Source organism: Novosphingobium sp., from assembly GCF_027531025.1.
In the GTDB taxonomy this organism is placed as follows: domain Bacteria; phylum Pseudomonadota; class Alphaproteobacteria; order Sphingomonadales; family Sphingomonadaceae; genus Novosphingobium.
The window spans coordinates 522,876-545,605 of record NZ_JAPZQX010000003.1 but is presented as its reverse complement, the minus strand read 5'-3'; the positions used below and the strand labels follow the sequence as shown (position 1 = coordinate 545,605).

The following is a 22,730-nucleotide window of genomic DNA, read 5'->3' as shown; positions in this document are numbered from 1 at the left end:
GCCATATCGTTCCCGCAGATGCAAACAACGCCGCCGGCGCGCTTTTCGGCGCTGGCACTTCCCACACTGCCGCCTGGCACAGCGGGGCCTTTGCCCTGGCCGGCGGTCGTTCCGCACAGAATCGCGTCACTTGCACAGGTCAGGCCCGTTTGCGGCCAGGCTTGCCGTGGCGCGCACGGAGATTTGTAAATGACCATGCGCATGCTGATCGATGCGCGCCACCAGGAAGAAACCCGGGTGGCGGTGCTCAAGGGCAACCGGATTGAGGAATTCGACTTTGAATCTGCCGAACACAAGCAGATCAAGGGCAACATCTATCTAGCCAAGGTTACACGGGTCGAACCGTCGCTGCAGGCGGCTTTCGTCGACTTCGGCGGCAATCGCCACGGCTTCCTGGCCTTCAGTGAAATCCATCCGGATTACTACCAGATCCCGAAGGAAGATCGCGAGGCGCTGCTGGCCGAAGAGGCCGCCCACGCCGAGGAAGAGGCCGCGCTGCGCGCCATTGCCGAGGGTGAGGAAGACTTCGTTGGCGATGACGAGCTGGGCGAAAGCCTGGCTGACGATCTCGCCGGGACCACGCACGAGGCCTATCACGACGACGAGATGGGCGGCGTGACCGAGGTCGACACCGCCGAAAAGGACGAGGTTGCCACCATCGAGGATGGCGCCATCGAAAACGCCTTCGACCACGAGGGCGAGGAAGCCGCCGAGGCTTCGGGCGAGGAACGCCCGCGTCGCGGCAAGCGTCGCCAAGGTCGCGGCAAGGCCAAGGAAGCCGACGAGGTGCGCGCCAAGCGCATGGCGCTGCGCCGCCGCTACAAGATCCAGGACGTGATCCAGCGCCGCCAGGTGCTGCTGGTCCAGGTCGTCAAGGAAGAGCGCGGCAACAAGGGCGCCGCCCTGACCACCTATCTCAGCCTCGCTGGCCGCTATTGCGTGCTGATGCCCAATTCCAGCCACGGCGGCGGGATCAGCCGCAAGATCAGCTCGGCCGCCGACCGCAAGCGCCTGAAGTCGATCATTGCCGAGATGGACCTACCCAAGTCGATGGGCTGCATCGTCCGCACTGCCGGGCTCCAGCGCACCAAGACCGAGATCAAGCGTGACTTCGACTATCTCGCGCGGCTGTGGGACGATATTCGCGAAACCACGCTGAAGAGCACCGCGCCGGCGCTGATCCATTCGGACAGCGACCTGATCAAGCGCGCAATCCGCGACATCTACAACCGCGAGATCGAAGAAGTGGTGGTCGAGGGCGACGATGGTTATCGCCTCGCCCGCGATTTCATGAAGATGCTGATGCCCAGCCACGCCAAGCGGGTGAAGCACTATGCCGATCCGGTACCGCTGTTCCAGCGCTATGGCGCCGAAGACCAGCTCACCGCGATGTACGATCCGGTCGTCCAGCTGAAGAGCGGCGGCTATATCGTCATCAACCCGACCGAAGCGCTGGTTTCGATCGACATCAACTCGGGCCGTTCCACCAAGGAACACGGGATTGAGGCGACGGCGCTCAACACCAACCTTGAAGCCGCGCGCGAGATTGCCCGCCAGCTGCGTCTGCGCGACATGGCCGGGCTGGTCGTGATCGACTTTATCGACATGGAATATGGCTCGAACGTCCGCAAGGTCGAGAAGGCCATGAAGGACGCGCTCAAGAACGACCGCGCCCGCATCCAGGTTGGCCGGATTTCGAGCTTCGGCCTGATGGAAATGAGCCGCCAGCGCCTGCGCACCGGCGTGCTTGAAGCGACCACTCGCCAGTGCCCGCACTGCGATGGCACCGGCCTTGTTCGCACTGCTTCGAGCGCGGGCCTTTCCGCCCTGCGCCTGATCGAGGACGAAGCTGCCAAGGGCAAGGGTTCGATCATTTCGCTGTTCGCCAGCACCGAAGCGGCGGTCTACCTGCTCAACGCCAAACGCGCCGATCTTGCCGAGATCGAGGCCCGTTACGGCGTGCGGGTTGAGGTCCTGCCCGAGGGTGAGAACGAAGGCGCGAAGATGCGCGTCGGTTCGTCCGGCCCGCGCCCGGAATTCGTGCCGAAGTTCGAAACGATCACCTTCGAAGACGAAGACGATATCGTCGACATCGAGGACGATGAGGACGAAACCGAGGAAGAGCGCGAGGAACGCCGCGAATCCCGTGGCGAAGACGGCGAAGGACGCGGCAAGCGCCGCCGTCGCCGTCGCCGCCGTGGCGGTCGCGATCGTGACCGCGAGGAAGGCGATCCCGAAGGCGAAGCCGGTGAGGCGGCTGATGGCGAAGCTGCCGGTGAAGAAGGCGACGAACGCGAAGAAGGTGAGCGCGGCGGTCGTGACGAGGAAGGCCCGCGCAAGCGCCGCCGTCGCCGTCGCGGCGGGCGCGGTCGCAACGGCAATCGCGATGACCAGGGCGAAGCCGAGGGCAGCGATGAGCAGTCGTCCGGCGACGAGGCAGCGGGTGAAACCACTGCCGAGGCCGAACTGGTTGCCGAAGAGGCACCAGCCAAGCCGAAGCGCACCCGCAAGACGAAGGCGGATGTCGAAGCCGAAGCCGTCGCTGAGGCTCCGGTAGAGGCACCTGCCGAACCCGAAACCACTGCCGAGGAAGCTCCGGCCAAGCCGAAGCGCACCCGCAAGAAGAAGGCAGAGGTCGAGGCTGAAGTCATTGCGGAGGCTCCGGCCGAACCGGTTGTCGAAGCACCGGCGGAAGAAGCCCCTGCCAAGCCCAAGCGGAGCCGCAAGAAGGCCGTCGAGCCTGTTGCCGAAGCTGAAGCTGAAACGCCTGCTGCGGAAGCTACTGAAGCTGATGATGCTGATGCCACGCCCCGCCGCGGCTGGTGGCAGCGGACCTTCGGCGACTAAGCCCTGTCGCCTAGCTTTCTGGCAGTCTGACGAAGGCCGGGTAGTACTGCTACCCGGCCTTTGTTGCTTCGCCCCACTCCATCCAGCCAGCAAAACGCGGAGTCTTGGGCGCATAACGTGCGCCCAAGGGTTCGACCGCGAAGCCGCCCTGCTTGATCGAGCCTGATACCGGGCGCGTCAGGTGGCAGCCCCCGGCCAGGCGTTTCCAAACCGGCTCGATCCGTTCCTGCCAGCGCCGCACACCCGGATCGGGCGCAGCGCCATGCTCGGCAAACAACAGCCGACCACCGGGCTTCAACACCCGCCGCATCTCGTGCAGCGTCTGCGCCGGATCGTGGACCGAACAGAGCGTGAAGGTGCAGACCACCGAATCGAAACTGTTGTCCGCAAAGGGAATCGCCTCACCCACCCCCTCGCGGATGTCGTGCGCCCAGCCCTTGCGTTCTGCCTCGGAGCGGGCGAATTCAAGCCCCTTGCCCGAAGGGTCGACCCCGGCATAGCTGGTGATCCGCGAGGCATCATAGAAGCGCTGGTTCAACCCCCCGCCGCAGCCAAGCTCGAACACAGCCCCGCTGGCCAGTGGCACCACCTTTTCACGCAATGCCATGATCGCCGGGCCGGAACAGGCGCAGCGGATCAGCCGCGGCACTACGTGATCGTCATACCATTGCGCAAAGCCCATCGCCGCCCCTTCCCTTTGTCCCTGGCCCGTTACATGATGCCACAAACTACACGGGGAGAAAGCGTCAATGCAGGTCTATCGGACGCCCAACGATCGATTTGCCGATTTGCCGGGCTTCGGCTTCACGCCGCACTATCTTGAACTGCACAGCGGCTTGCGCGTCCATTACCTAGACGAAGGTCCGCGCGATGGCCCGGCGGTACTGCTGCTGCATGGCGAGCCGACCTGGAGCTATCTCTGGCGGCACATGATCCCGCTGCTGACCGAACAGGGCTTTCGCGTCCTGGTGCCGGACCTGATCGGGTTCGGTCGCTCGGACAAGCTGCTGGGTCAGGCCAGCTATTCCTATGCCGGGCAGGTCGCGTGGATCCGCGAATGGGTCGAGGCGCTGGACCTCAAGGGCGTGACGCTGGGTTGCCAGGACTGGGGCTCGCTGATCGGGCTGCGCGTCGTGGCCGAGGTGCCTGATCGGTTCGCGGCCGTGGCCCTTTCGAATGGCGGCCTCCCCGATGGTCAGGATGCTCCCCGCGCGTTCGCGATCTGGCGGGCCTTTGCCAAGTACAGCCCGCTGTTCCCGATCGGCGGGATCGTCAAGCGGGGTACCAAGCGCGCCCTGACGACCGAAGAAGTCGCCGCCTATGACGCGCCCTTCCCCACCCGTGCCAGCAAGGCGGCGGCGCGGGCCTATCCGCCGCTGGTGCCGTTCAAAGGCAATCCCGCGGTGCCCGATCAATTGCGCGCCTGGGAAGTGTTCAAGCGCTGGGAAAAGCCGTTCGTCTGCTGCTTCTCGGATGGTGATCCGATCACGCGCGGCGGGGATGCCGTGTGGCTGGAACGGGTGCCGGGAACGCGCGGCATGCCGCATCGCACCTTGCACGGCGGACATTTCATCCAGGAAGATGATCCAGCCGGCTTTACCGCAGCCATTGCCGATGCCGCACGGCTTGGAGGCTGACAGCCTTTCGTACCGCTTGCCCCGCGCGCCTGAATCGCTAGAGGGAATGGCGGAATCGGGTTGAACCCGCATAGTGACAGGGACAGACATGGCGACTTTCACGCTTCCTGCGAACAGCAAGATCAAGGGCCAGGGCCGGCATCACAGGGCCGAGGGCGCGGCCCGCGCGAAGAAGTTCACCGTCTATCGCTACGATCCCGACAGCGGGGAAAACCCGCGTTACGACACCTTCGAAATCGATCTCGACCAGTGCGGCCCGATGGTGCTCGACGCGCTGATCAAGGTGAAGTCGGAAATGGACCCGACGCTGACTTTCCGCCGCTCATGCCGCGAAGGGATTTGCGGTTCCTGCGCGATGAATATAAATGGCCGCAACGGCCTTGCCTGCACCACGGCGATCGAGGACCTGTCGGGCGAAATCCGCATCACCCCGCTGCCGCACATGGAAGTGATCAAGGACCTGGTGCCCGATTTCACTCACTTCTATGCCCAGTACGCCTCGATCCGTCCCTGGCTGCAGACCGTCAGCACCACGCCGTCGGGCAAGGAACGGCTGCAGAGCCCCGAACAGCGCGAAAAGCTGGATGGCCTGTACGAGTGCATCCTGTGCGCCTGCTGCTCCACCTCGTGCCCCAGCTACTGGTGGAACAGCGACAAGTTCCTGGGCCCGGCGATCCTGCTCCAGGCCTATCGCTGGCTGGCCGACAGCCGCGACGAGATGACCGGTGAGCGACTGGACGAGCTGGAAGATCCGTTCCGCCTCTATCGCTGCCACACGATCATGAACTGCGCCAACGTCTGCCCCAAGGGGCTTTCGCCGGCCCGCGCGATCGCCGAAATCAAGAAGATGCGGGCTGAACGGCACATCTAAGTGAACGACCAGCGCGGTTTCATTTACGAGCCCGATCCGGACAACCCCGGCTGGCATCGGTGGGAGCTGGCCGACGACACCCGGTTCAACGCCCAGACCATGGGGCGGATGCTGGTTCGGCCAGAGGGTCACCGCGCCTGCCGGGTTCGAATGTTCCCGGAACGGAAGCATTCGAACCTGCTCGACATGGTCCATGGCGCGGTGACGCTGGCCCTGATCGACATCTCGCTGTTCGCGGCGATGCGCACCCTGCTCAATGGCAATGCTGGGGGATCGGTCACGCTGGAGTTGTCCAGCCAGTTCATCGGTGCCGGATCGCTCGACCGGCCGCTGGATGCCGTGATCGAGGTGATGCGTGAAACCAAGCGACTGGTATTCATGCGCGGCACCGTGGTCCAGGGAGAGGATGACAGCCACCTAGTCGCAACCTTCTCGGGCATCGTCCGCAAGCCGACGCGCTGATGACCAGGGTTCTGGCGCGCTATGAGGAGCTGGTCGCGGCAGGCGAACTGCGCCCGGATCCAGAACAGCGGGCTGCGGCCGAACGGCTCGACCACCTCCAAGCCGAACTGGAAAACCTTGGCCAGCCAGGTCTGATCGGCCGCTTGCTGGGGCGCAAGCCCGTTGCCCCACGCGGCCTTTATCTCTGGGGCGGCGTGGGTCGCGGCAAGTCCATGCTGATGGACCTGTTCCACGAATGCCTGGCGATCCCCGCCAAACGGCGCGCCCATTTCCACGCCTTCATGCTCGAGGTTCATGCCCGCCTGCGCGAGGCGCGCAAAAGCGAAACCGGCGATCCGATCCCGCCGGTCGCGGCCGCTCTGGCGAGCGAGCTCAAGGTACTCGCCTTCGACGAGATGGTGGTGAACAATTCCGCCGACGCCATGATCATGAGCCGGCTGTTCACCGCACTGATCCGCGATCACGGCCTTGTCATCGTCACCACCAGCAACCGCGCTCCGTCAGAGCTTTACAAGGACGGTCTCAACCGTGAGCACTTCCTGCCCTTCATCGCCCTGATCGAGCGCGAGCTTGACGTCATGGCGCTGAACGGCCCGGTCGATTACCGGCTTGAGCGACTGGGCGGCATGGCCACCTGGCACACGCCGCTAGGCGATGCGGCGACAGCCCAGGTGCGCGAGGCCTTCTTTCGGCTGACCGACTATCCGCCCGAAGACGCCGCCCATGTCCCGGCGGCCGAGCTGGATCTGGGTGGCGGGCGCAAGCTGCACGTACCGAAGAGCCTGAAGGGCGTCGCAGTGTTCAGCTTCAAGCGGCTCTGCGCCGAAGCGCGCGGCGCGGCGGACTATCTGGCGATCGCCCAGACCTATCACACGGTGATCCTGGTCGGCATTCCGCGGATGGGGCCGGAAAACCGCAACGAGGCGGCCCGGTTCGTCACTCTGATCGACGCCCTCTACGAGCACAAGGTCAAGCTGCTGGCCACCGCTGACGCCGAACCCGACGAGCTTTACGCCAAGGGTGACGGGCGGTTCGAATTCGAACGCACCGTCAGCCGGCTACAGGAAATGCAGAGCGCCGATTACCTGGCGCTGGGTCACGGCGAGGAAGGCTGATCAGGCGGCGCTGCGCACCAGGCGCGACTGCGCCCCGGCCAGCCGCTGCATCAGCTTGAGGTCGCTGTCGCGCAGCTGCAGGGCCGCATCGGCCCAGTCATCAACGATGTCGCGCAATTCCGCGAGGGTCACCTCATTGGCCCGACGGCTGGCACAGCGCGCGCCGACCAGACCGGCATGTCGCCGGGCGGACTTGGCCATGAACTCCCGCACTGCAGCCTCGCCTTCACCCAGTTCGGCCAGCTGATGGACAATCCCCAGCTCGTACATGGCCTCGGCCGAATAGGTCTCGTTCCCCATGATGATCCGGTCAGCCATGGCCTGTCCCAGCTTGCGTGACAGGATTGCGTGCGCACCCATGCCGGGGAACAGGCCGAACATCACTTCGGGCAGACCGAAGGACGAGCCGCGCTCGGCAATTATGTAGTCGAACGACAGCAGGGCTTCGAAACCACCGCCCAGCGCCTGACCCTGAACCATCCCGATGGTCAGGATCGGCAGGTCCAGCGCATTGATGTTGCGGTGCAGGATTTCGACGCAGCGATAGCCATAGGCGGCGAGCGCATCACGGTTGCCCTGGCGAATGAAGCTGGCGAACAGTTCCAGATCGCCGCCGAAGCAGAATACGCCCGGCGCGCGGCTGCCCAGCACCAGATAGCGCAGCGGCACCCGCTCCGGTCCGAAATGGGCCGCGATCAGGCGCTGCCAGTTGACGAAATCGCCCAGCATGGTCGGCGTGAAGCTGGGGCGCGCGGCGGGGCTCATATATGTCCACAGCGCCTGCTCACCCTCGCTGTAGAACACGTCGAGCTCGTTCAGGGTGAAGAGTTCATCGGGGATTGAGAGGCGCAGGCGCGCCTGGGCCAGCAAGGCGGCCGCATCGGGCTCACCGCCGAAATCAACCATCTCGTTATCGCCACGCGACGAGTCGCCACCTGGAAGATCGCTGGAAATTCGATCCATGATTCCCTCGTGTGCAGCCATTCCCGGCGGGTGCCGGAAAACGCGATAGCGTCCCTTTGAAAGAATCTAACTCAAGGCGGAGTCCCTTGGCAAAGAAAATTTTCAAGGTGCAGCAAGGACATCGGTCTCGTTCCTGATCAGTCCGTACGTCTGCGCAAGGAAACGGTGCCCAGAATGAAGGCCGTCGCAGCCACTGCCAGCATCGGCCAGATCTCGCTCATGACGGCAGAAATCGGCAGTTCCTTGAGGAACAGACCGTGGCAGATGACCAGCATGTGACTGAGCGGATCGACCGCCGCAATCGGCTTCAACCAGTCAGGCATCCCATCGATCGGACTGGCATATCCGGACAGCAACATCATCGGCACGATCACCAGGAAACCGCCGAGAAAAGCCTGCTGCTGGTTTTGCGCGAGGGTGGAAATCGCCAGCCCGATCCCGGTCACGGCAAGACTGAAGCAGGCGATCGAGAGGATCATCAGCGGGTATGAGCCAAGGAATGGCACGCTGGAGACCAGCGGTATGACCACGATGTAGAGCGTGCCGTTCACCACGCCCACCATGAAAGCCGGCACGCATTTGCCTGCCAGGATCTCCCACGGACGATAGGGCAGCGCCCGCACCTCGTCCCAGGTGCCGAATTCGCGCTCGCGGGCAATGGCCTGCACCGAAACCGACAGGACGATCACCGTGGTTATCAGCGTGATCATGCCCGGCAGGGTGAACCAGCTGTAATCGAGGTTGGCGTTGAACCAGTGCCGCTCGCTGACCCCGGGGGCGGCCCGGACGCTCGCGGGCTGTAGGGTCGCCCCGGTCAGGATCGCAATCTCGTTGAGGTACCCGGCGACGATCTGGGCCGCATTGATCCGCCGCCCATCGAGCAGCAGGCCGATCTCCGCCGTCTCGCCGCGCTGGTGCCGCGCGGAGAGGTCGGCGGGCAGGATCAACCCGCCCAGCACCTCGCGCCGCTCGATCGCCTCGGCCAGGGCAGCCTCGCTGGGATAGTAGACCAGCTCGCGGACATTCCGGGTTGCGGCGGCGCCTGCAAGGAACTGTTCGGATACGACGCCCTGATCGCGATTGACGATCCCGAGGTCGAAGTTGCGCACTTCAAGCGTTGTCGCAAACCCGAACAGGATCAGCTGCACGATCGGGCTGATCACCAGCGTGGTCAGCACCCGGCGATCGAGCAGCACGACCTTGAGTTCCTTCAGCGCCATGGCGACGACCCGGGCCAGCGCGCCGCTCATGCAATCCGCCGGGTAATAGCGCGGGTTACGCGCAGGAAGAAGAACCCGCCGATCGCCAGAAGCGCCAGGATGTTAGGCAAAAACATCGACCAGACGTCGCCGACCAGGAACACGCTCTGCAGCGGCGGGATCAGGTACCGGGCCGGGACGATATAGGTCAGCCACTGGATCGCGGTGGGCATCGAATCTATTTCGAACAGGAACCCCGACAGCAGCAGCGACGGCAGAAAGCCCGAGAGCAGCGCAAACTGGGTGGAGACGAACTGGTTCTTGGTCGCAGCTGAGATCAGCAGTCCCTGCCCCAGCACGGCGGCCAGGAAGGCCGAGGCGATCACGAACAGCGCCAGCAGCGAACCGCGGAAGGGCAGGCCATACCCGAAGACCGCCACGGCCACGCAGATCGCGGTCGAAGCCAGTCCCAGCACGTAATAGGGCAACAGCTTGCTGAGCACGAGCGCCGGGATCGGGATCGGGGTGGAGAGCAGCCCTTCCATCGTACCGCGCTCATACTCGCGGGCCATGATCAGCGCGGTCAGCAGGCTGCCGATCATCGCCATGACGATACCGATCGCGCCGGGCACCAGCATATAGCGGCTCTCCAGCTCGGGATTGTAGGTATAGCGCGGCAGGAGGCGTGCGACCGGCTGGACATCGACGCCCTGCTCGCGGGCGCGGGCCTGGGTCCAGTCGCGCATCGCCCCGCGCAGGTGGGCGGTAAGGAAGGTCGCGATGTTGACCTGGGTACCGTCGGTCAGCAGTTGCACGTCAAGCGGTTGCCCGGACACCAGGCCGCGCTCGAACCCGTCGGGGATCACCACGATCCCGCGCAGCTGCCCGGCCCGCAATGCCGGTTCGAGCGCGGCGACCGAGGGGCCGCTCTCGATCGCGAAATAGGCGTTTGACGCCAGCGAAGCGGCCAGGTCCACGCTGGCCTCGGAATGGTCGAGGTCGACCAGCCCGGTCCTGGTCTCGCGCACGTCCAGCGTCACCGCGCTACCGAACAGGAACATCAGGATCAGGGGCATCAGCACGACCAGCCCGAAGGTCGACGGGTCGAGCCAGACCTGGGCCCATTCCTTCGCCCGGATCGCGGCCGCGCGCCGCCAGACCAGCGGATCACGGCCGCTCATGCCGCCACCTCGGCCGGAGCCTGGCGCTGGGCCTCGATCAGCGCGAAGAAGGCTTGCTCAAGCGTCTCCGCTGCCAGCCCCGGCAGGGCGTTGCGGCGCAGGTCCTGCGGGGTGCCGGTGGCGATCGCCTCGGACTGGTTGATCAGCAGCAACCGGTCACAATTCTCGGCTTCGTCCATGAAATGGGTTGTCACCAGGACGGCGGTACCGCGCGCGGCAATCGCATTGATGTGGTGCCAGAACTCGCGCCGGACCAGCGGATCGACCCCCGAGGTCGGCTCATCGAGGAACAGCACCGGCGGGGTGTGCATCACGGCCGCACCCAAAGCGAGGCGCTGCTTGACGCCCAGCGGCAGGAGCCCGGACATCGCCTGCCAGTGCGGCTCAAGGTCAAGCGCGGCTACCACCCGTTCGATCGCCGCCTGCGCGGCCGGCCCTTTCAAGCCATAGCTGCCCGCCACGAACCGCAGGTTGGCCGCCACCGACAGGTCGCCATAGAGCGAGAAACGCTGCGGCATGTAGCCCATCGCCTCGCGCGCGGCGGCGCGGCCGCCGGACAGGTCGCGCCCGGCCACGGTACCGCGCCCGGCGCTGGGCCTGGCGAGGCCGCACAGCATCCGGAATGTCGTGGACTTGCCCGCGCCATTCGGGCCGAGCAGACCGAATATCTCGCCCGGATGCGCGGTAAAGGAAATGTCCTGCGCCGCCGTGAAATCGCCATAGCGCTTGGTCAGGCCAATAGCCGCGATGGCTGGCTGGTCCGCCTGGTCGAGCCGCAGCGGGAAGGCCTCAGCCAACTGGCTGGGCTGAAGGTCTTGACCGCGGTCGAGCATGACCGAAAAGCCATCGTCGGCCGACGGGGCGACCGGCTGCCAGCCAGCACCGGCTGGTGGTGAGCTTGTCCGTGTCAGGGCATGCAGCCGTGGACCGGCAATCCGCCCGCCGATGACCCCGGACTGGAGCTGCAGGGCCTGCAAGGCCTGGCGGGGGCCTTCTTCGGCCAGGGGCCGGCTGAAGCATTGCCCCGCGGCGTGGCCGGCCAACCCATCCGGTGGTCCGGCATACAGCACAACGCCTTCGTGAAGCAGCAGCAACTCATCGCACCGGGCCGCATCCTCGATGATGTTGGTGGTCCAGACGATGCTGCTGGTTTCGCCCGCCAGGTCCAGCGCGAGTTGCCAGATCTCGCGCCGCGAGACCGGATCGACCCCGACCGAGGGCTCGTCCAGCAGCATCAGCCGGGGGGCGGCCACCACGGCACAGGCCATGGCCAGTTTCTGCCGCATCCCGCCTGACAGCTTCCCGGCCGGTCGCTCGGTAAAGGCGGCAAGGCCGGTCAGCCGGTAAAGCTGCTCCATCCGATCCGGCTGCTCCTGGGGTTCCACTCCCCGCAGCCGGGCATAGAGTTCCAGATTCTGCCGCACGGTCAGTTCCGCATAAAGCGCCCCGCTTTGCGGCATGTATCCGACGAGATTGCGGTCCAGTTCGCTGACCGGCTGGCCGAACAGTTCAACCGCGCCGTCATCGGCCTCCACCAGCCCCGCCATGATCCGCATCAGCGTGGTCTTCCCGCCCGCATCCGGGCCGACCAGCCCCAGCTTGCGACCGGGGGCCAGCGACAGCGACACACCGCGGAGCGCATCGACCGGCGGAGCCCCGCGCCGCGCACCCTTGAAGCGTTTGCTGACGCCTTCGAGCCGGAGGAGCGGTGCCTCCGCCATGCCCGGCCTTCAGCGCTTTCCGCTGGCGGGAACGTGCACGGTGACCGGCTGGCCCTGGCGCAACGCGCCGGTGGGGTCCTCGACCGTCAGTCGCACCCGATAGACCAGATCGGTCCGCAGCTGCTCGGTCTGTACGGTCTTCGGCGTGAACTCGGCCACGCCCGAAATGAAGCCGATCTTTGCGGGCCAGGTCTGGGTCGTGCCATCGGTCGAAACGGTCACACTCATGCCCGGGCGAATCTTCGGCAGGTCCGCGCCCGAGACGTAGGCCCGCACCCGCACGGGCTGGGTCAACGCCAGGGTCAGCACTGTCTGCCCAGGCTGGACAATCGCCCCGGCCTCCCGCGCGCGGGTCAGGACCTGACCGCCTTCGACGGCGATGAGATAGGCATCGGAGAGGTCGGTCTGGACCGCGCGGCGCTCGGCCTCGGCGACATTACGCGTGGCGGCGCTGGCAGCTCGATCCTCGGCGCGGACGCCTTCCTCGGCCAGCGAGAGCTGGTTGCGCGCGGTGGCCAGCGCCGCAGTCGCGGCCTGAACTTCAGCCTCGGCGGTCTGGACATCGGCGCGGCTGATGAACCCTTTGTCGACCAGGGCCCGGCGTCGATCAAACTGTCGCCGCGCTTCGGCAAGGCGGGCCTCGGCCGCCGTCACCGCGGCCCGGGCGCTACCGATCTCCTGCGGTCGCAGGCCGTTCACATCGCGGCTCGCGGAGGCGCTGGCCGCTTCGTAGCGAGCGTCAGCTCCGGCCAGGCGATCGTCGATCGGGCGGGTATCGAGCCGGGCCAGAACCTCGCCCGGCTTCACCATATCGCCCTCGTCAACCAGGATCCGGTCGATCCGGCCGCCGACGCGAAAGCCCAGCTGGACTTCGCGGATCTCGACATTGCCATAGAGCTTGAGGCGGCCATCGTCCGCGCCCCACAGACCCAGCGCCCGCCCGCCGAAATAGGCCGCAACAGCCACCACCGCGACAATAATCACCGTCCGCAAACGGCGTTTCCCTGCGACCCCTGCGGGCTGTTCGCCCATCCCTGCTCTCCCGTTTGAATCCAATGGATTCAGGGGGAAGCTAGCCTAAGCGCGCAGGCGGTCAAGGCATGGTCAGGAAATGATCCCCAGCCGGGCCAGCGAACGGTCCAGCATCAGGAGCTGCCACAGCAGGCGGCCATGATCAGTACTGCCACTTATGTGCTCTTCGGCAATGCGCGCGAGGGACGGAGCATCGAACCAGCCGGTCCGGGCCAGGGCCGCGCTGCTGCCAATGGCCCGTGCCGATCCGGCCAGCGGACCACGCAGCCACTGGCTGATCGGGGTGACAAAGCCCTGCTTGGGCCGGAACAGCACCTCGTCGGGCAAATAGCGCCGCATCGCCTGCTTCATCAGCCACTTGCCCTGCCCGCCGCGCAGCCGCAGCCGCTCTGGCAGGGCTGCGGCGAATTCGATCAGGCGGTGATCGAGCAGCGGCTCGCGCGCTTCGAGGCTGACCGCCATCGAGGTACGATCGACCTTGGTCAGGATATCGCCCGGCAGCCAGAACTTGAGATCGGCATATTGCGCCCGGTCCAGACCCGACCGCGCGGGTGCGCTGCGCATCAGCTCGGTAAAGGGCTGCTCAGCCCGGTAATCACCGCGCAGCCGCAGGAATTCCGGCGAGTAGAGCCGGTCGCGCAGTTCCGGCGGGGTAAAGCCGACGGCGCGGGCATAACCATCGGCCCCGTCAAGCGCGAGCGCCTGGAACGTGGCCTTGGCCCGCATTGGTCGCGGCGCCCAGTCGGCCTTGGGATAGATCGCGCCCAGCCCCCCGAATACCGGCCCGCGCAGCGCCGCCGGAACAAGCGCGCGCACCTGCTCCTCGGCATGATGGAAGCGGTGGCGGCGATAGCCGACCAGGGCCTCGTCAGCGCCATCGCCCGACAACGCGACGGTGACGGTTTCACGCGCCAGTTGGCTGACCCGCCAGGTCGGCAAGGCCGAGGCATCGGCAAAGGGCTCGTCAAACATGCCGACAAGGTTGTCGACCTGCTCGAAATCGTCGCTGCCAACGAGGCGAACATGGTGATCGGTACCGAACCGTTCGGCCACGAGTTTTGCATAGGCGGTTTCGTCCAGCGCCGCCTCGTCGAACCCGATCGAACAGGTCTTGACGGGTACCTGGCTGGCTTCCGCCATCAGCGCGACCACGCTCGAACTGTCGACGCCGCCAGACAGGAAGGCCCCCAGCGGCACATCGGCCACCATCCGCGAAGTGACGGCCTGACGCAGCAGATGCAGCAGTTCCGCTTCCAGATCGGCGGCGCGGCCCTGGCGGCGGTGGGCGAAGCTGACATCCCACCACTGGGCTGGCTTGGGCAACGGGGCGCCATGGCGCAGCAGCAGGCTGTGCCCGGCCGGCAGCTTGTGGACCCCGGCCAGGATCGAGCGGTGATCGGGGACATAGCCCCATGCGAGGTAATCCTCCACCGCCAGCGGATCGACCTCGCGCCGCAGTAGCGGGTGGGCCAGCAGGCCCTTGAGTTCGGAAGCAAAAGCCAGGCTGCCATCGCTCAATGGGGCATAGAACAGCGGCTTCACGCCCAGGCGGTCACGCGCCAGGAACAGCGTGCGGGCCGTCAGGTCATAAATCGCGAAGGCGAACATCCCATGCAGGCGCGGCAGGCAATCCGGGCCCCAGCGCTGCCAGGCGGCCAGGATCACCTCGCTATCGCCGTCGGTCCGGAACTCGGCCCCGGCAGCGCGCAGTTCCTCGCGCAGTTCGCGGAAATTGTAGATCTCGCCATTGAAGACCAGCATCGCCCGGCCATCGCTGGCCGCCATTGGCTGGGGCGATCCGGCCAGATCGATGATCGACAGGCGGACGTGGCCCAGCCCAACGCCGGGTGCGGTCCACACCCCCTGCCCATCCGGCCCGCGATGGGCCATGGCCCCGCACATCCGCTCGATCCGCGCCGGGTCGACCGGCTTGGGCGTGGCCAGGTGAAAGATGCCCGCGATTCCGCACATGGGATGAAGCGCTTAACGAAGCGCGACGATGCGGTCTATCCACGGGCCAACCGGGCCGGTGGACTGACGGAAGCGATCGAGCGTGGCACCGCCATCCTCGCCCGAACCCTGCTCGGTCGAGAGGATCAGCATGACCGTCGGCTGGCGTTGCAGCAGCAGGCGATCCTGCATCGTCGCAAGCTTGAGCCGCAGCGCGCTCCCGCTCAGCAAGTCGGCGTGGCGGAAATAGGTCTGGGTCAGCCGTTCGGTCCTGCCATTGGCCATCAGGCGGTCGCTCCTCGCTCCGGCACTGGCAGGACCAGCCCCGATCCAGGCCCAGGGGCTGTCCGGCATCAGCGCCCCTTCGCCAAAGCCGCTGGCTTCGCGCCCCTCGCCCTGGCGGTCGTAAAGCGCCAGGAACACGTCGACCTGCCGCCCGTCACGATCGGCATAGCGGCCCAGCAGGCGATGCTGCGCCCCGCTGGCGCGCGGTTCCCACCAGGTAGCGGGCGCATAGTCCACCCGCTGCCAGCCCGGCACTTCCGGCAGGAAGATCTGCCCCGGCAGCGGCGCAGCAAGGCGTTCGGCCGCCCGCGCCCACCCTTGCGCACCCAGGACCAGCGCTCCGCACAGCAGCACAGCCAGCCAATCGGCCAGCGGACGGCGCGAGATGCGGTCCAGCCAGTCAAGCTGGTTGATCTGCGCCGCGTCGATCATCGGTTCGTCCACTCCGCGATCGAAGTAGCGCCACGACAGGCCAAGGATCGCGCCGATCACCACGGCAAAGAAGACCCAGCCATAGATGATGTGGTCATAGCCCCCGGCAACTTCGGCGCCGACATACTGGGCGATGTAGATCGTGCCCCAGGCGCGCACCCCGTTGGCGAGGATCGGCACGACCACGCAGAGCAGCATGAACAGGATCCGGCGGCGCCAGGACCGGAAGCAGACATTCGCCACCAGCGCGCCCAGCGCCACCATGGCGATCAGGAACTTCACCCCCGAACAGGCTTCGGCCACTTCGAACAGGCCGGCCGGCGTATCGATCAGCACGCCGTTGACCACGGCCGGAATCCCGCTGAGGTGAACCAGCGCAATAGTCAGCACGGCGGTCAGCGTTTGCAGCGCCGGAACCAGTTCGTCACCGAACGGGACGAGAAAGGCCATGTAGCACAGCGGAAACAGCAGCCCGACCGCCACGCGCGGCCCCAGCAGCAGGATCACGCTGGCGGGCAAGAGCGCCACGGCCCCGGCGTGACGGAACAGGTTGAAGCCGGAGAACGCGCCCAGCACCCACAGCGCCAGGGCAACCGCGACAAAGGCCGCGCCGGGACCCCAGGCCTGCGGGACAAGCTGGCGCAACTGGTCAAACCGTAGCCAGACCAGCCAGCCCAGGATCGCCGGGACCAGCAGGATATGGTTGTAGGTGGAGCTGTCCCACCACTGCACCGCCATGTCCCGCCAATCCGGCAGGAAGGCCAGGATCAGGGCCAGCCAGACGCCGCCAAGCCGCACCAGCGCCTGGCGCCAGCGCAGATCATCCGCCGTGGCGGAGAGGCTCAGGGTGGCTTCAGGCGGCATTGCGCCGCTGCGTGCCGGCTGCCCCGATCATTTCCGCGAGGGGCGCCAGGCTGGCTTGCCAGCTGAGGTGGTCAACCACGAAGCGGCGGGCTTCCAACCCCATGCTCCAGCCCTGGCGGGGGTGGGAGAGCAGCGCGGTCACCCGGTCGATCAATTCGGCATCGCTATCAGCCACCACGAAATGCTGTCCATCGACCGCCCCGATCCCGGTAGCGGCCGAAGGGGTCAGCACGACCGGCAGGTTCATTGCCATGGCTTCCAGCACCTTGTTCTGGATGCCGCGCGCGATTTCGAGCGGTACCAGCGCGAGCTCGGCCGCCGCCAGCCAGGTCCGCATGTCATCCACCCCGCCCCAGACATGAACACCGGCCCGTTCGTGATGCCGGGTCAGCTCATCGGGGGGATTGCGCCCGACCACGTGGAAGGTGGCATTGGGCAGCAGTTCGCGGATACCGGGCAGCAACCGTTCGATCACGCGCAGTGCGGCCTCGATGTTCGGGGCATAGTCCATCTGCCCGGTGAAGATGATGCGCGGGCCGGAGCAATCGAGCAGGCGCGGTTCGGGCCGTACGGCCGCAGGATCGAAGTAACGGCTTTCGATCCCGTTGCGCATCGATCGCACATCGGTGACCGCCGCCTGTTCCGGGGCCAGGCGCGCGCGGAAAAGGGCGGCCTCCTCGGGCGAGATCAGCAGGCTGAGATCGGCGCGCGCGGCCTGGCGGGCTTCCTCGGCCTGAAGCAGCCGGGCCTCGCGCGCGTGGATCCAACGCCGCAACCCGGTATCGCGCTCGGCATAGGCTTCGAACTTGGCCGAATCGACATCGACGAAATCGAACACGACCCGCCCCTTGAACCAGTCCGGGATGTACTGGCCCATCTGCCCGGAAAAGACATAGATGGTCGAGATCGGCCGTTCCCGCAGGACCGTTTCGATGTAACCGGCCAGCTCGCTGTTCGAAAAGGCAGTCAGGCTGACCGGCTTGTTCTGGACGATGGCCTGAACGCCCGACAGGACCAGCGGCTTGACCCGTCGGACCAGGCGATAGGACCGGGCAATGGCGGCCAGCTCCACTTCCTCGGCAATATCGCGTTCGTCATCGGCGAAGGTCGCGACATGGACCGGCGCCAGCGCCGCCAGTCGTTTCAGCACATGGTGCGAGCGGATCTTGTCGCCCCGATCGGGCGGGAACGGCATCCGGTGCGAAATGAACAGGATTTCGTTGGTCATGCCAGCCCCCGGGAAATAAACGGCCCGAACAGGTTGGCGAATGGCAGCGGCAGGCGCTTCCACAGCGCGATCCGCCGGGCATGGCGCGCGCTGGTCGGATCGGCATCGCGGGGCTCGGCACCCGGCGCAGTCCAGGTGGCATAGCTAAGCGGGCTGGCCGCAAAGCCCCAGTTCTTCTTGAAGTCCCCGGCCCCGGAATTGACCTTGGAGCGGCCAAAGTCGAACGAGCCGCAACCGCGCCGGCAGGCGTGCAGCATCAGTTCGAAATACATCCGGTCGTTGGCGCGCAGGGCCCGCGCGGCGCGGGTACCCCCGCCCCAATAGGGCATGACCGCGCCGCCATGATACAGCGAGAGGACGCTCGCCACCGGCGCGCCCCGGTGGAACACGGTCAGGATATCGGCATCGGGGCCAAAGGTATCGAGCACCTGCGCAAACAACCGCTTCGGGAAGACCGGCGTGCCGAGGTTGCGGACGCTTTCGGCATAGACCGCGTAATGCGCGGCCCGGTCATCTGGGCCAGTGCCGATCCGGACCGCCAGGTCCGCAGCCAGCCCCTTGCGAACCTCGGCGCGCTGCTTTCGGGGGATCGCGGCCAGCTGCGCTTCGTCATCGGGGGCGAGCTCGGCGACATAGCCGCAGTGGCTATCGCTGCGCACCCGCCAGCCATCGCGTCCCACAGGCAGAGGCCCGCCGCGCAATTCGATGGTCGGACAGCCGCGCTCCAGCGCCGCGCGCTCGGCCGCTTCGAGCAAAAGGTCGGCATCGCCCGCGCGCTCGGCAAGGATCCCGCCACCGACGCCAAAGCCGCTGGAGACTAGCACCTTGCCGAACAGCGGCGAACGCACGTCGAGCAGCGGCAAGATCGCCGCGATCATGCCGCCGCGCTCGATCGCCAGCAGCAGCGGGCGATTGTCGCTGCCTGCCGCAACCGCCGTCAGCCAGGCCGGGCGGTGAAACGGGGTCGCCGCAGGCTGCGCAGCGACAAAGGCCTCGACCCGCGCGGCCTCGCCCGGATCGGCCAGGTTGATTTCGACCACCCGGTCATCAAGGCGGAACGGTGCGTTCACGCGGCCAGGTCCAGGGCCTGCCGGGCCTCGCGCCGGGCCAGCTCGTCCATCCGGCCCCACGAGAAGTCGCGGATCAGCTGCTCCAGCTTGCCGGCCATCGCCGAGAGATTGGTGTAATGCCGCAGCCGCGAGCGCAGCGGCGCGCCGGGAACGCGCGGCTGGGCCGGGTCGATCTCCCACGGGTGGAAATAGAACACGGCCGGGCGCCGGTCGGTCCCGTTGACCTGGCGGATCGCCCAACGCGAAAAGGCATAGGGCAGGACCCGGAAGAACCCGCCCCCGCCCGCCGCCAGCCGCCGCCCGGCGAACTCGGCCGTGGTGACCGGGATCTCGACCAGATCGCTCCCATCAAGCGGGCGAAAGGCAAAGCGCGGTGCCTCGCGCCAGCCATAGTGATCGTGGACGATCGGCGCGACGCTGGAGCTGTAGGCATAGCCTTGCTCTGCCAGCACGTCATAGGCCCAGGGCGTGCGCTGGTCGATCGAGAAGCTAGGCGCGCGATAGCCGGTGATCGCTACCCCCGAAGCATCCTCCAGCACCTTGCGGGCGCGCTCGACATCGGCCGCGAAGGCCTCCCTGCCCAGCGTGAAGACCCGCGCATGGTCCCAACCATGGCTGGCAAGTTCATGTCCGGCCTCGACGATCCGGCGCATCAGCGGGCCATGCCGCTGTGCCACCCAGCCGAGGGTGAAGAAAGTCGCCTTCACCTCGCAGGCCGCGAACAGCGCGAGGATCTCGTCGACATTGCGCACAACCCGGTCGGGCAACGCATCCCAGGCAGCCCGGTCGATCACGCCCTCGAAGGCACCGACCTGGAACCAGTCCTCGACATCGACGGACAGGCCGTTGACGATCCGGTCGGGAATGGCTGCCACCGTCCGTTTCCTTCGTTCAGGCCGCGGCGCGATCGGCGTCTTCGGCCTCGATCCACTCGATCAGCATGGTCAGGGTGTGGCGGATGGTCCGCTCCTGCTCGATCATCTTGGCTTCGAGCGCCTCGAAACGGTTCTCCAGCGCGGCAACGACATCGGCCGAAACACCCTGCTGGGGAGCGGCCGCTTCCTGCTCGTTAGCCAGTTCGATGACGGCCTGCTGCAGTTCGGCAATCTGGGCATCGCGCTCGGCCAGCATGGCCTGCAAATGCGCCAGCGCCACTCCCGCCACTTCGGTTGGCGCGACGGGGGCTGCAAACGGCGCGGCGTTTGCAGCAACCCGGGCGGCAGACGGCGCCTCGACCGCAGCCGGCTGCGGTGCAACCTGCGGGGCCGGACGCTTCAACTGCAGCGTGCCGTCGATTTCCAGTTCGTCCAGCACCTGGCTCAGCATGGCCCCGTCGATCCGGGTGCGCTGTTCCACCGCACCCAGCATCATCAGGCGGTTGCAGATCTGGTTGATCCGGCGCGGCACCCCGCCCGAAGCCTCGTAAAGTTCGGTGAAGACGCGCTGGTCAAACTGCGGATTGCCGGTCCAGCCCACGCATTTCAGGCGATGCTCGATATAGGGCTGCACCTCGCCCAGCTCCATCGCCTCAAGGTGATGGGCGGCGATCACGCGCTGGCGCAGTTGCTCCAGCTGGGGATGGCCCTGGATCGTGTCGCGGAATTCCGGCTGGCCGAGCAGCAGGGTCTGCAGCAGGGGATGCGCGCCCAGCTGGAAGTTGGACAGCATCCGCAGTTCCTCCAGCGCCTCGAACTGAAGGTTCTGGCTTTCATCGACCACCAGCAGGCAGCGCCGCCCGGCGCGGGCCTCGTCATGCAGGAAGGCCTCGATCGCGCCCAGCGCCGATGCCTTGTCATGCCCGTCGACAATCAGGCCAAAGGCCTGGGCCACGACATGGACCAGTTCCTCGCCATCAAGCTTGCTGGTCACGATCTGAGCAGCCGTCAGCCGGGCCGGGTCGATCGTGGCCATCAGATGCGCGACCAGGGTGGACTTGCCTGCCCCAACCTCGCCCGTGATCACCACGAAGCCTTCGCCCTGAGCCAGGCCATAGGACAGGTAGGACAGCGCCTTACGGTGCGTCAGGCTCTCGAAATAGAACGCCGGATCAGGCGTCAGCTGGAATGGCCGTCCGGTCAGCCCGTAGAAATCGTTGAACATCCTCAAATCCTCCGTCGGGCTCAGAACGAATAGCGCAGGCCGACCATGGCCTGGGCCGACCAGATGTCTTCCAGTGCCTCGCGCTTGACCCCGTCGACACCGACTGCCGCCGTGGCGGTCAATTTGCTGGTCAGGTTGCGATAATAGGCCGCGGATGCGCCGATCCCGCTGACATCGCCAGCCAAGGCTTCTCCGCTTTGGTACCAATTGGCGTAGATGTTGGTCGAGAAACCGGAATTGCGGTCGATCCGGCCGCTCAGATAGGCCGCGACCCAGACGTTTTCGTCGATCACGCCATTCGCCGCCGCCAGCACCGTGCCGGGCGCGGCAATGAACTTGCGCCGGTCATAGCCGCCGCCAAAGCCATATTGCAGCCGGGTGCCCGAAACGCTGTAGCTGGCCATCACCCCGCGCGAGCGGAAGACCGAACTGCGGACCGAGGCCAGCGCGCTCGACAGGCAGGGGCTCTGCCCCGAAGCCACCGTGCCGCCGGCCTGGACGCAGCCATTCAGGCTGCCGGTCAGCGGGTTACGCACGGCTTCGAATTCGGTCGGCAAGGCCGCCAGCGCATTGTTCAGCTGGCCGCCGATGCCGTTGATCGAGTCATAGACCGAAACGTTGATGCTGCTGCGCGCATCGGGGGCATAGGCAAAGCTGCCGTAATAGCTGGTCGAGCCATAACGCCGCCCGACATGGGCCTCGAGCGCGGTCCGGCGGCTGGGCCGCCAGATTACCCCGGCGTCCCAGATCAGCCCATCGGCGTCATAGGCAATGGTGCGCGGTGCGGTCTTGTCAGTGACATAGCGTCCGTCGCTGCCGATTACCGGGTTGCCCGTGACCGGATCGCGCACCGCATCGCGGCTGGACACGCGGACCTTTTCATAACCGACCCCGCCAACCACGTGCAGCTGGTCGGTTACAGGCACGGTCACATCACCCCGCACCCAGCGATCCTCGACCCGTTGATCGAGATTGGAGATGTCTTCGCGGTTATAGCCCGCGCCCACCCCCAGCCCGACCGGCAGGATGTCGCCCGGCTTCACCCCGGCGCGAACGGCGGCATTGTGCGTGACCGAATCGTCGAACACGTCAATCGCTGGCTGACCCGGCGCAACCGGCACTGCATTGGGCGATTCGACCCGGGTGTAGCCCAGGCGATAGGATCCGGTGATCGCGACCGGCCCGGCATTGGTGGCCAGGCTCGGCCCGGCATAGACCGAGTAGATCTGGGTGACCGAATCCCCGAACTCCAGCCCGCTGGTCATCGCCGCGCCGTTGTTTTCGACACTGGTCCGCGCCGCGAGGGCACCGGCCTCGATCGTCAGCGTGCGCGGCACCACCGCCATCGAGGCGCGGGCCAGGCCACTGATCGCATCGCTGTCCGTAGCGTTGTTGCCCCAGCCAAAGCGCCGCTCATACCGCAGCGAGACCGAGGCCGAATTGTTCCGCCCGGCAATCGCCGCATCGACCCCGGCCGACAGCACCGAATAGGTCAGCACCTCGTTGCCAGGGCTGATCTCGGCAAAGGCGACCTGCTGGGCCTCGATATAGGGCGTGACCTTGACGCGCTTTTCCCGGCGCGGGCGGCTGGCAACGGTATCGCCGCCATTGTCCTCGCTGGCTTCGTCGCTGTCCCCGGCGGAAGCGCTGCTGCGCGATCCGCCACCCGAGACATCGCCATAGGCCAGGGTCTGGGCTTGGGCCGCCAGCGGCAGGGCCAGGGCAGCCCCGCTACCCAGCAGCGCGATCAGCAATTTGTGGTGTGAGGCCATG

At 66.4% G+C, this 22,730-nt stretch carries 18 protein-coding genes; 5 read left to right on the top strand and 13 right to left on the bottom strand.

From position 1 onward, the window contains the following. Window positions 1-189: 189 nt before the first annotated feature. Window positions 190-2,847 (top strand): ribonuclease E/G, encoded by a 2,658-nt coding sequence (locus tag O9281_RS05685; protein ID WP_298183653.1) that lies wholly within the window; start codon window positions 190-192, stop codon window positions 2,845-2,847. 49 nt (window positions 2,848-2,896) lie between these two features. Here O9281_RS05685 and O9281_RS05680 read toward each other — a convergent pair whose 3' ends face one another. Further along, window positions 2,897-3,529 (bottom strand): class I SAM-dependent methyltransferase, encoded by a 633-nt coding sequence (locus O9281_RS05680; protein WP_298183651.1) that lies wholly within the window; start codon window positions 3,527-3,529, stop codon window positions 2,897-2,899. Window positions 3,530-3,596: 67 nt separating this feature from the next. Between O9281_RS05680 and O9281_RS05675 the strand changes: the two genes are divergently transcribed. From O9281_RS05675 to zapE, 4 genes are all read left to right on the top strand, one after another. Continuing rightward, window positions 3,597-4,484, top strand: coding sequence for a haloalkane dehalogenase (locus O9281_RS05675; protein WP_298183649.1), 888 nt, complete (start codon window positions 3,597-3,599; stop codon window positions 4,482-4,484). A gap of 88 nt (window positions 4,485-4,572) precedes the next feature. After that, window positions 4,573-5,355: a succinate dehydrogenase iron-sulfur subunit gene (locus O9281_RS05670; RefSeq protein ID WP_298183647.1), complete on the top strand. Its 783-nt coding sequence runs from the start codon at window positions 4,573-4,575 to the stop codon at window positions 5,353-5,355. Then, entirely contained in the window at window positions 5,356-5,817 is a 462-nt protein-coding gene (locus O9281_RS05665; RefSeq protein WP_298183645.1) for a PaaI family thioesterase, read from the top strand. Continuing rightward, window positions 5,817-6,932, top strand: coding sequence for a cell division protein ZapE (zapE, locus tag O9281_RS05660; protein ID WP_298183644.1), 1,116 nt, complete (start codon window positions 5,817-5,819; stop codon window positions 6,930-6,932). Before O9281_RS05665 ends, zapE begins: the two co-directional genes overlap by 1 nt. Here the strand turns inward: zapE and O9281_RS05655 are convergent, their stop codons facing one another. From O9281_RS05655 to O9281_RS05600, 12 genes are all read right to left on the bottom strand, one after another. Beyond that, window positions 6,933-7,895, bottom strand: coding sequence for a crotonase/enoyl-CoA hydratase family protein (locus tag O9281_RS05655; protein ID WP_298183643.1), 963 nt, complete (start codon window positions 7,893-7,895; stop codon window positions 6,933-6,935). Window positions 7,896-8,032: 137 nt separating this feature from the next. Beyond that, window positions 8,033-9,145 carry an ABC transporter permease gene (locus tag O9281_RS05650; protein ID WP_298183642.1) on the bottom strand — a complete coding sequence of 371 codons (1,113 nt, stop codon included), beginning with the start codon at window positions 9,143-9,145 and terminating at the stop codon, window positions 8,033-8,035. After that, the gene (locus O9281_RS05645; RefSeq protein WP_298183641.1) at window positions 9,142-10,275 is read right to left on the bottom strand and encodes an ABC transporter permease; all 1,134 of its coding nucleotides are present in this window, start codon (window positions 10,273-10,275) and stop codon (window positions 9,142-9,144) included. The genes O9281_RS05650 and O9281_RS05645 overlap by 4 nt, the downstream gene beginning before the upstream one ends. Next, a complete protein-coding gene (locus O9281_RS05640; protein WP_298183640.1) occupies window positions 10,272-11,996 on the bottom strand; it encodes an ATP-binding cassette domain-containing protein in 1,725 nt (574 codons plus the stop codon). The genes O9281_RS05645 and O9281_RS05640 overlap by 4 nt, the downstream gene beginning before the upstream one ends. Window positions 11,997-12,005: 9 nt before the next feature. Beyond that, window positions 12,006-12,980, bottom strand: coding sequence for an HlyD family efflux transporter periplasmic adaptor subunit (locus tag O9281_RS05635; protein WP_298183929.1), 975 nt, complete (start codon window positions 12,978-12,980; stop codon window positions 12,006-12,008). Window positions 12,981-13,100: 120 nt separating this feature from the next. Then, window positions 13,101-14,999, bottom strand: a complete 1,899-nt coding sequence (locus O9281_RS05630) for an XrtA/PEP-CTERM system amidotransferase (RefSeq protein WP_298183638.1) — start codon at window positions 14,997-14,999, stop codon at window positions 13,101-13,103. Between the two features lie 12 nt (window positions 15,000-15,011). Further along, window positions 15,012-16,559, bottom strand: coding sequence for an exosortase A (gene xrtA / locus O9281_RS05625; RefSeq protein WP_298183636.1), 1,548 nt, complete (start codon window positions 16,557-16,559; stop codon window positions 15,012-15,014). Then, complete coding sequence (locus O9281_RS05620) at window positions 16,549-17,787, bottom strand: TIGR03087 family PEP-CTERM/XrtA system glycosyltransferase (RefSeq protein ID WP_298183634.1); 1,239 nt, start codon at window positions 17,785-17,787, stop codon at window positions 16,549-16,551. The genes xrtA and O9281_RS05620 overlap by 11 nt, the downstream gene beginning before the upstream one ends. Continuing rightward, window positions 17,784-18,857: a FemAB family XrtA/PEP-CTERM system-associated protein gene (locus O9281_RS05615; RefSeq protein WP_298183632.1), complete on the bottom strand. Its 1,074-nt coding sequence runs from the start codon at window positions 18,855-18,857 to the stop codon at window positions 17,784-17,786. The genes O9281_RS05620 and O9281_RS05615 overlap by 4 nt, the downstream gene beginning before the upstream one ends. Beyond that, on the bottom strand, window positions 18,854-19,711 hold the full coding sequence (locus O9281_RS05610; RefSeq protein ID WP_298183927.1) for an XrtA system polysaccharide deacetylase: 858 nt from the start codon (window positions 19,709-19,711) through the stop codon (window positions 18,854-18,856). Before O9281_RS05610 ends, O9281_RS05615 begins: the two co-directional genes overlap by 4 nt. 37 nt (window positions 19,712-19,748) lie before the next feature. After that, a complete protein-coding gene (locus O9281_RS05605; RefSeq protein ID WP_298183629.1) occupies window positions 19,749-20,957 on the bottom strand; it encodes an XrtA/PEP-CTERM system-associated ATPase in 1,209 nt (402 codons plus the stop codon). A gap of 20 nt (window positions 20,958-20,977) precedes the next feature. Further along, window positions 20,978-22,729 (bottom strand): preprotein translocase subunit YajC, encoded by a 1,752-nt coding sequence (locus tag O9281_RS05600; RefSeq protein ID WP_298183627.1) that lies wholly within the window; start codon window positions 22,727-22,729, stop codon window positions 20,978-20,980. Between the last annotated feature and the right edge of the window lies 1 nt (window position 22,730).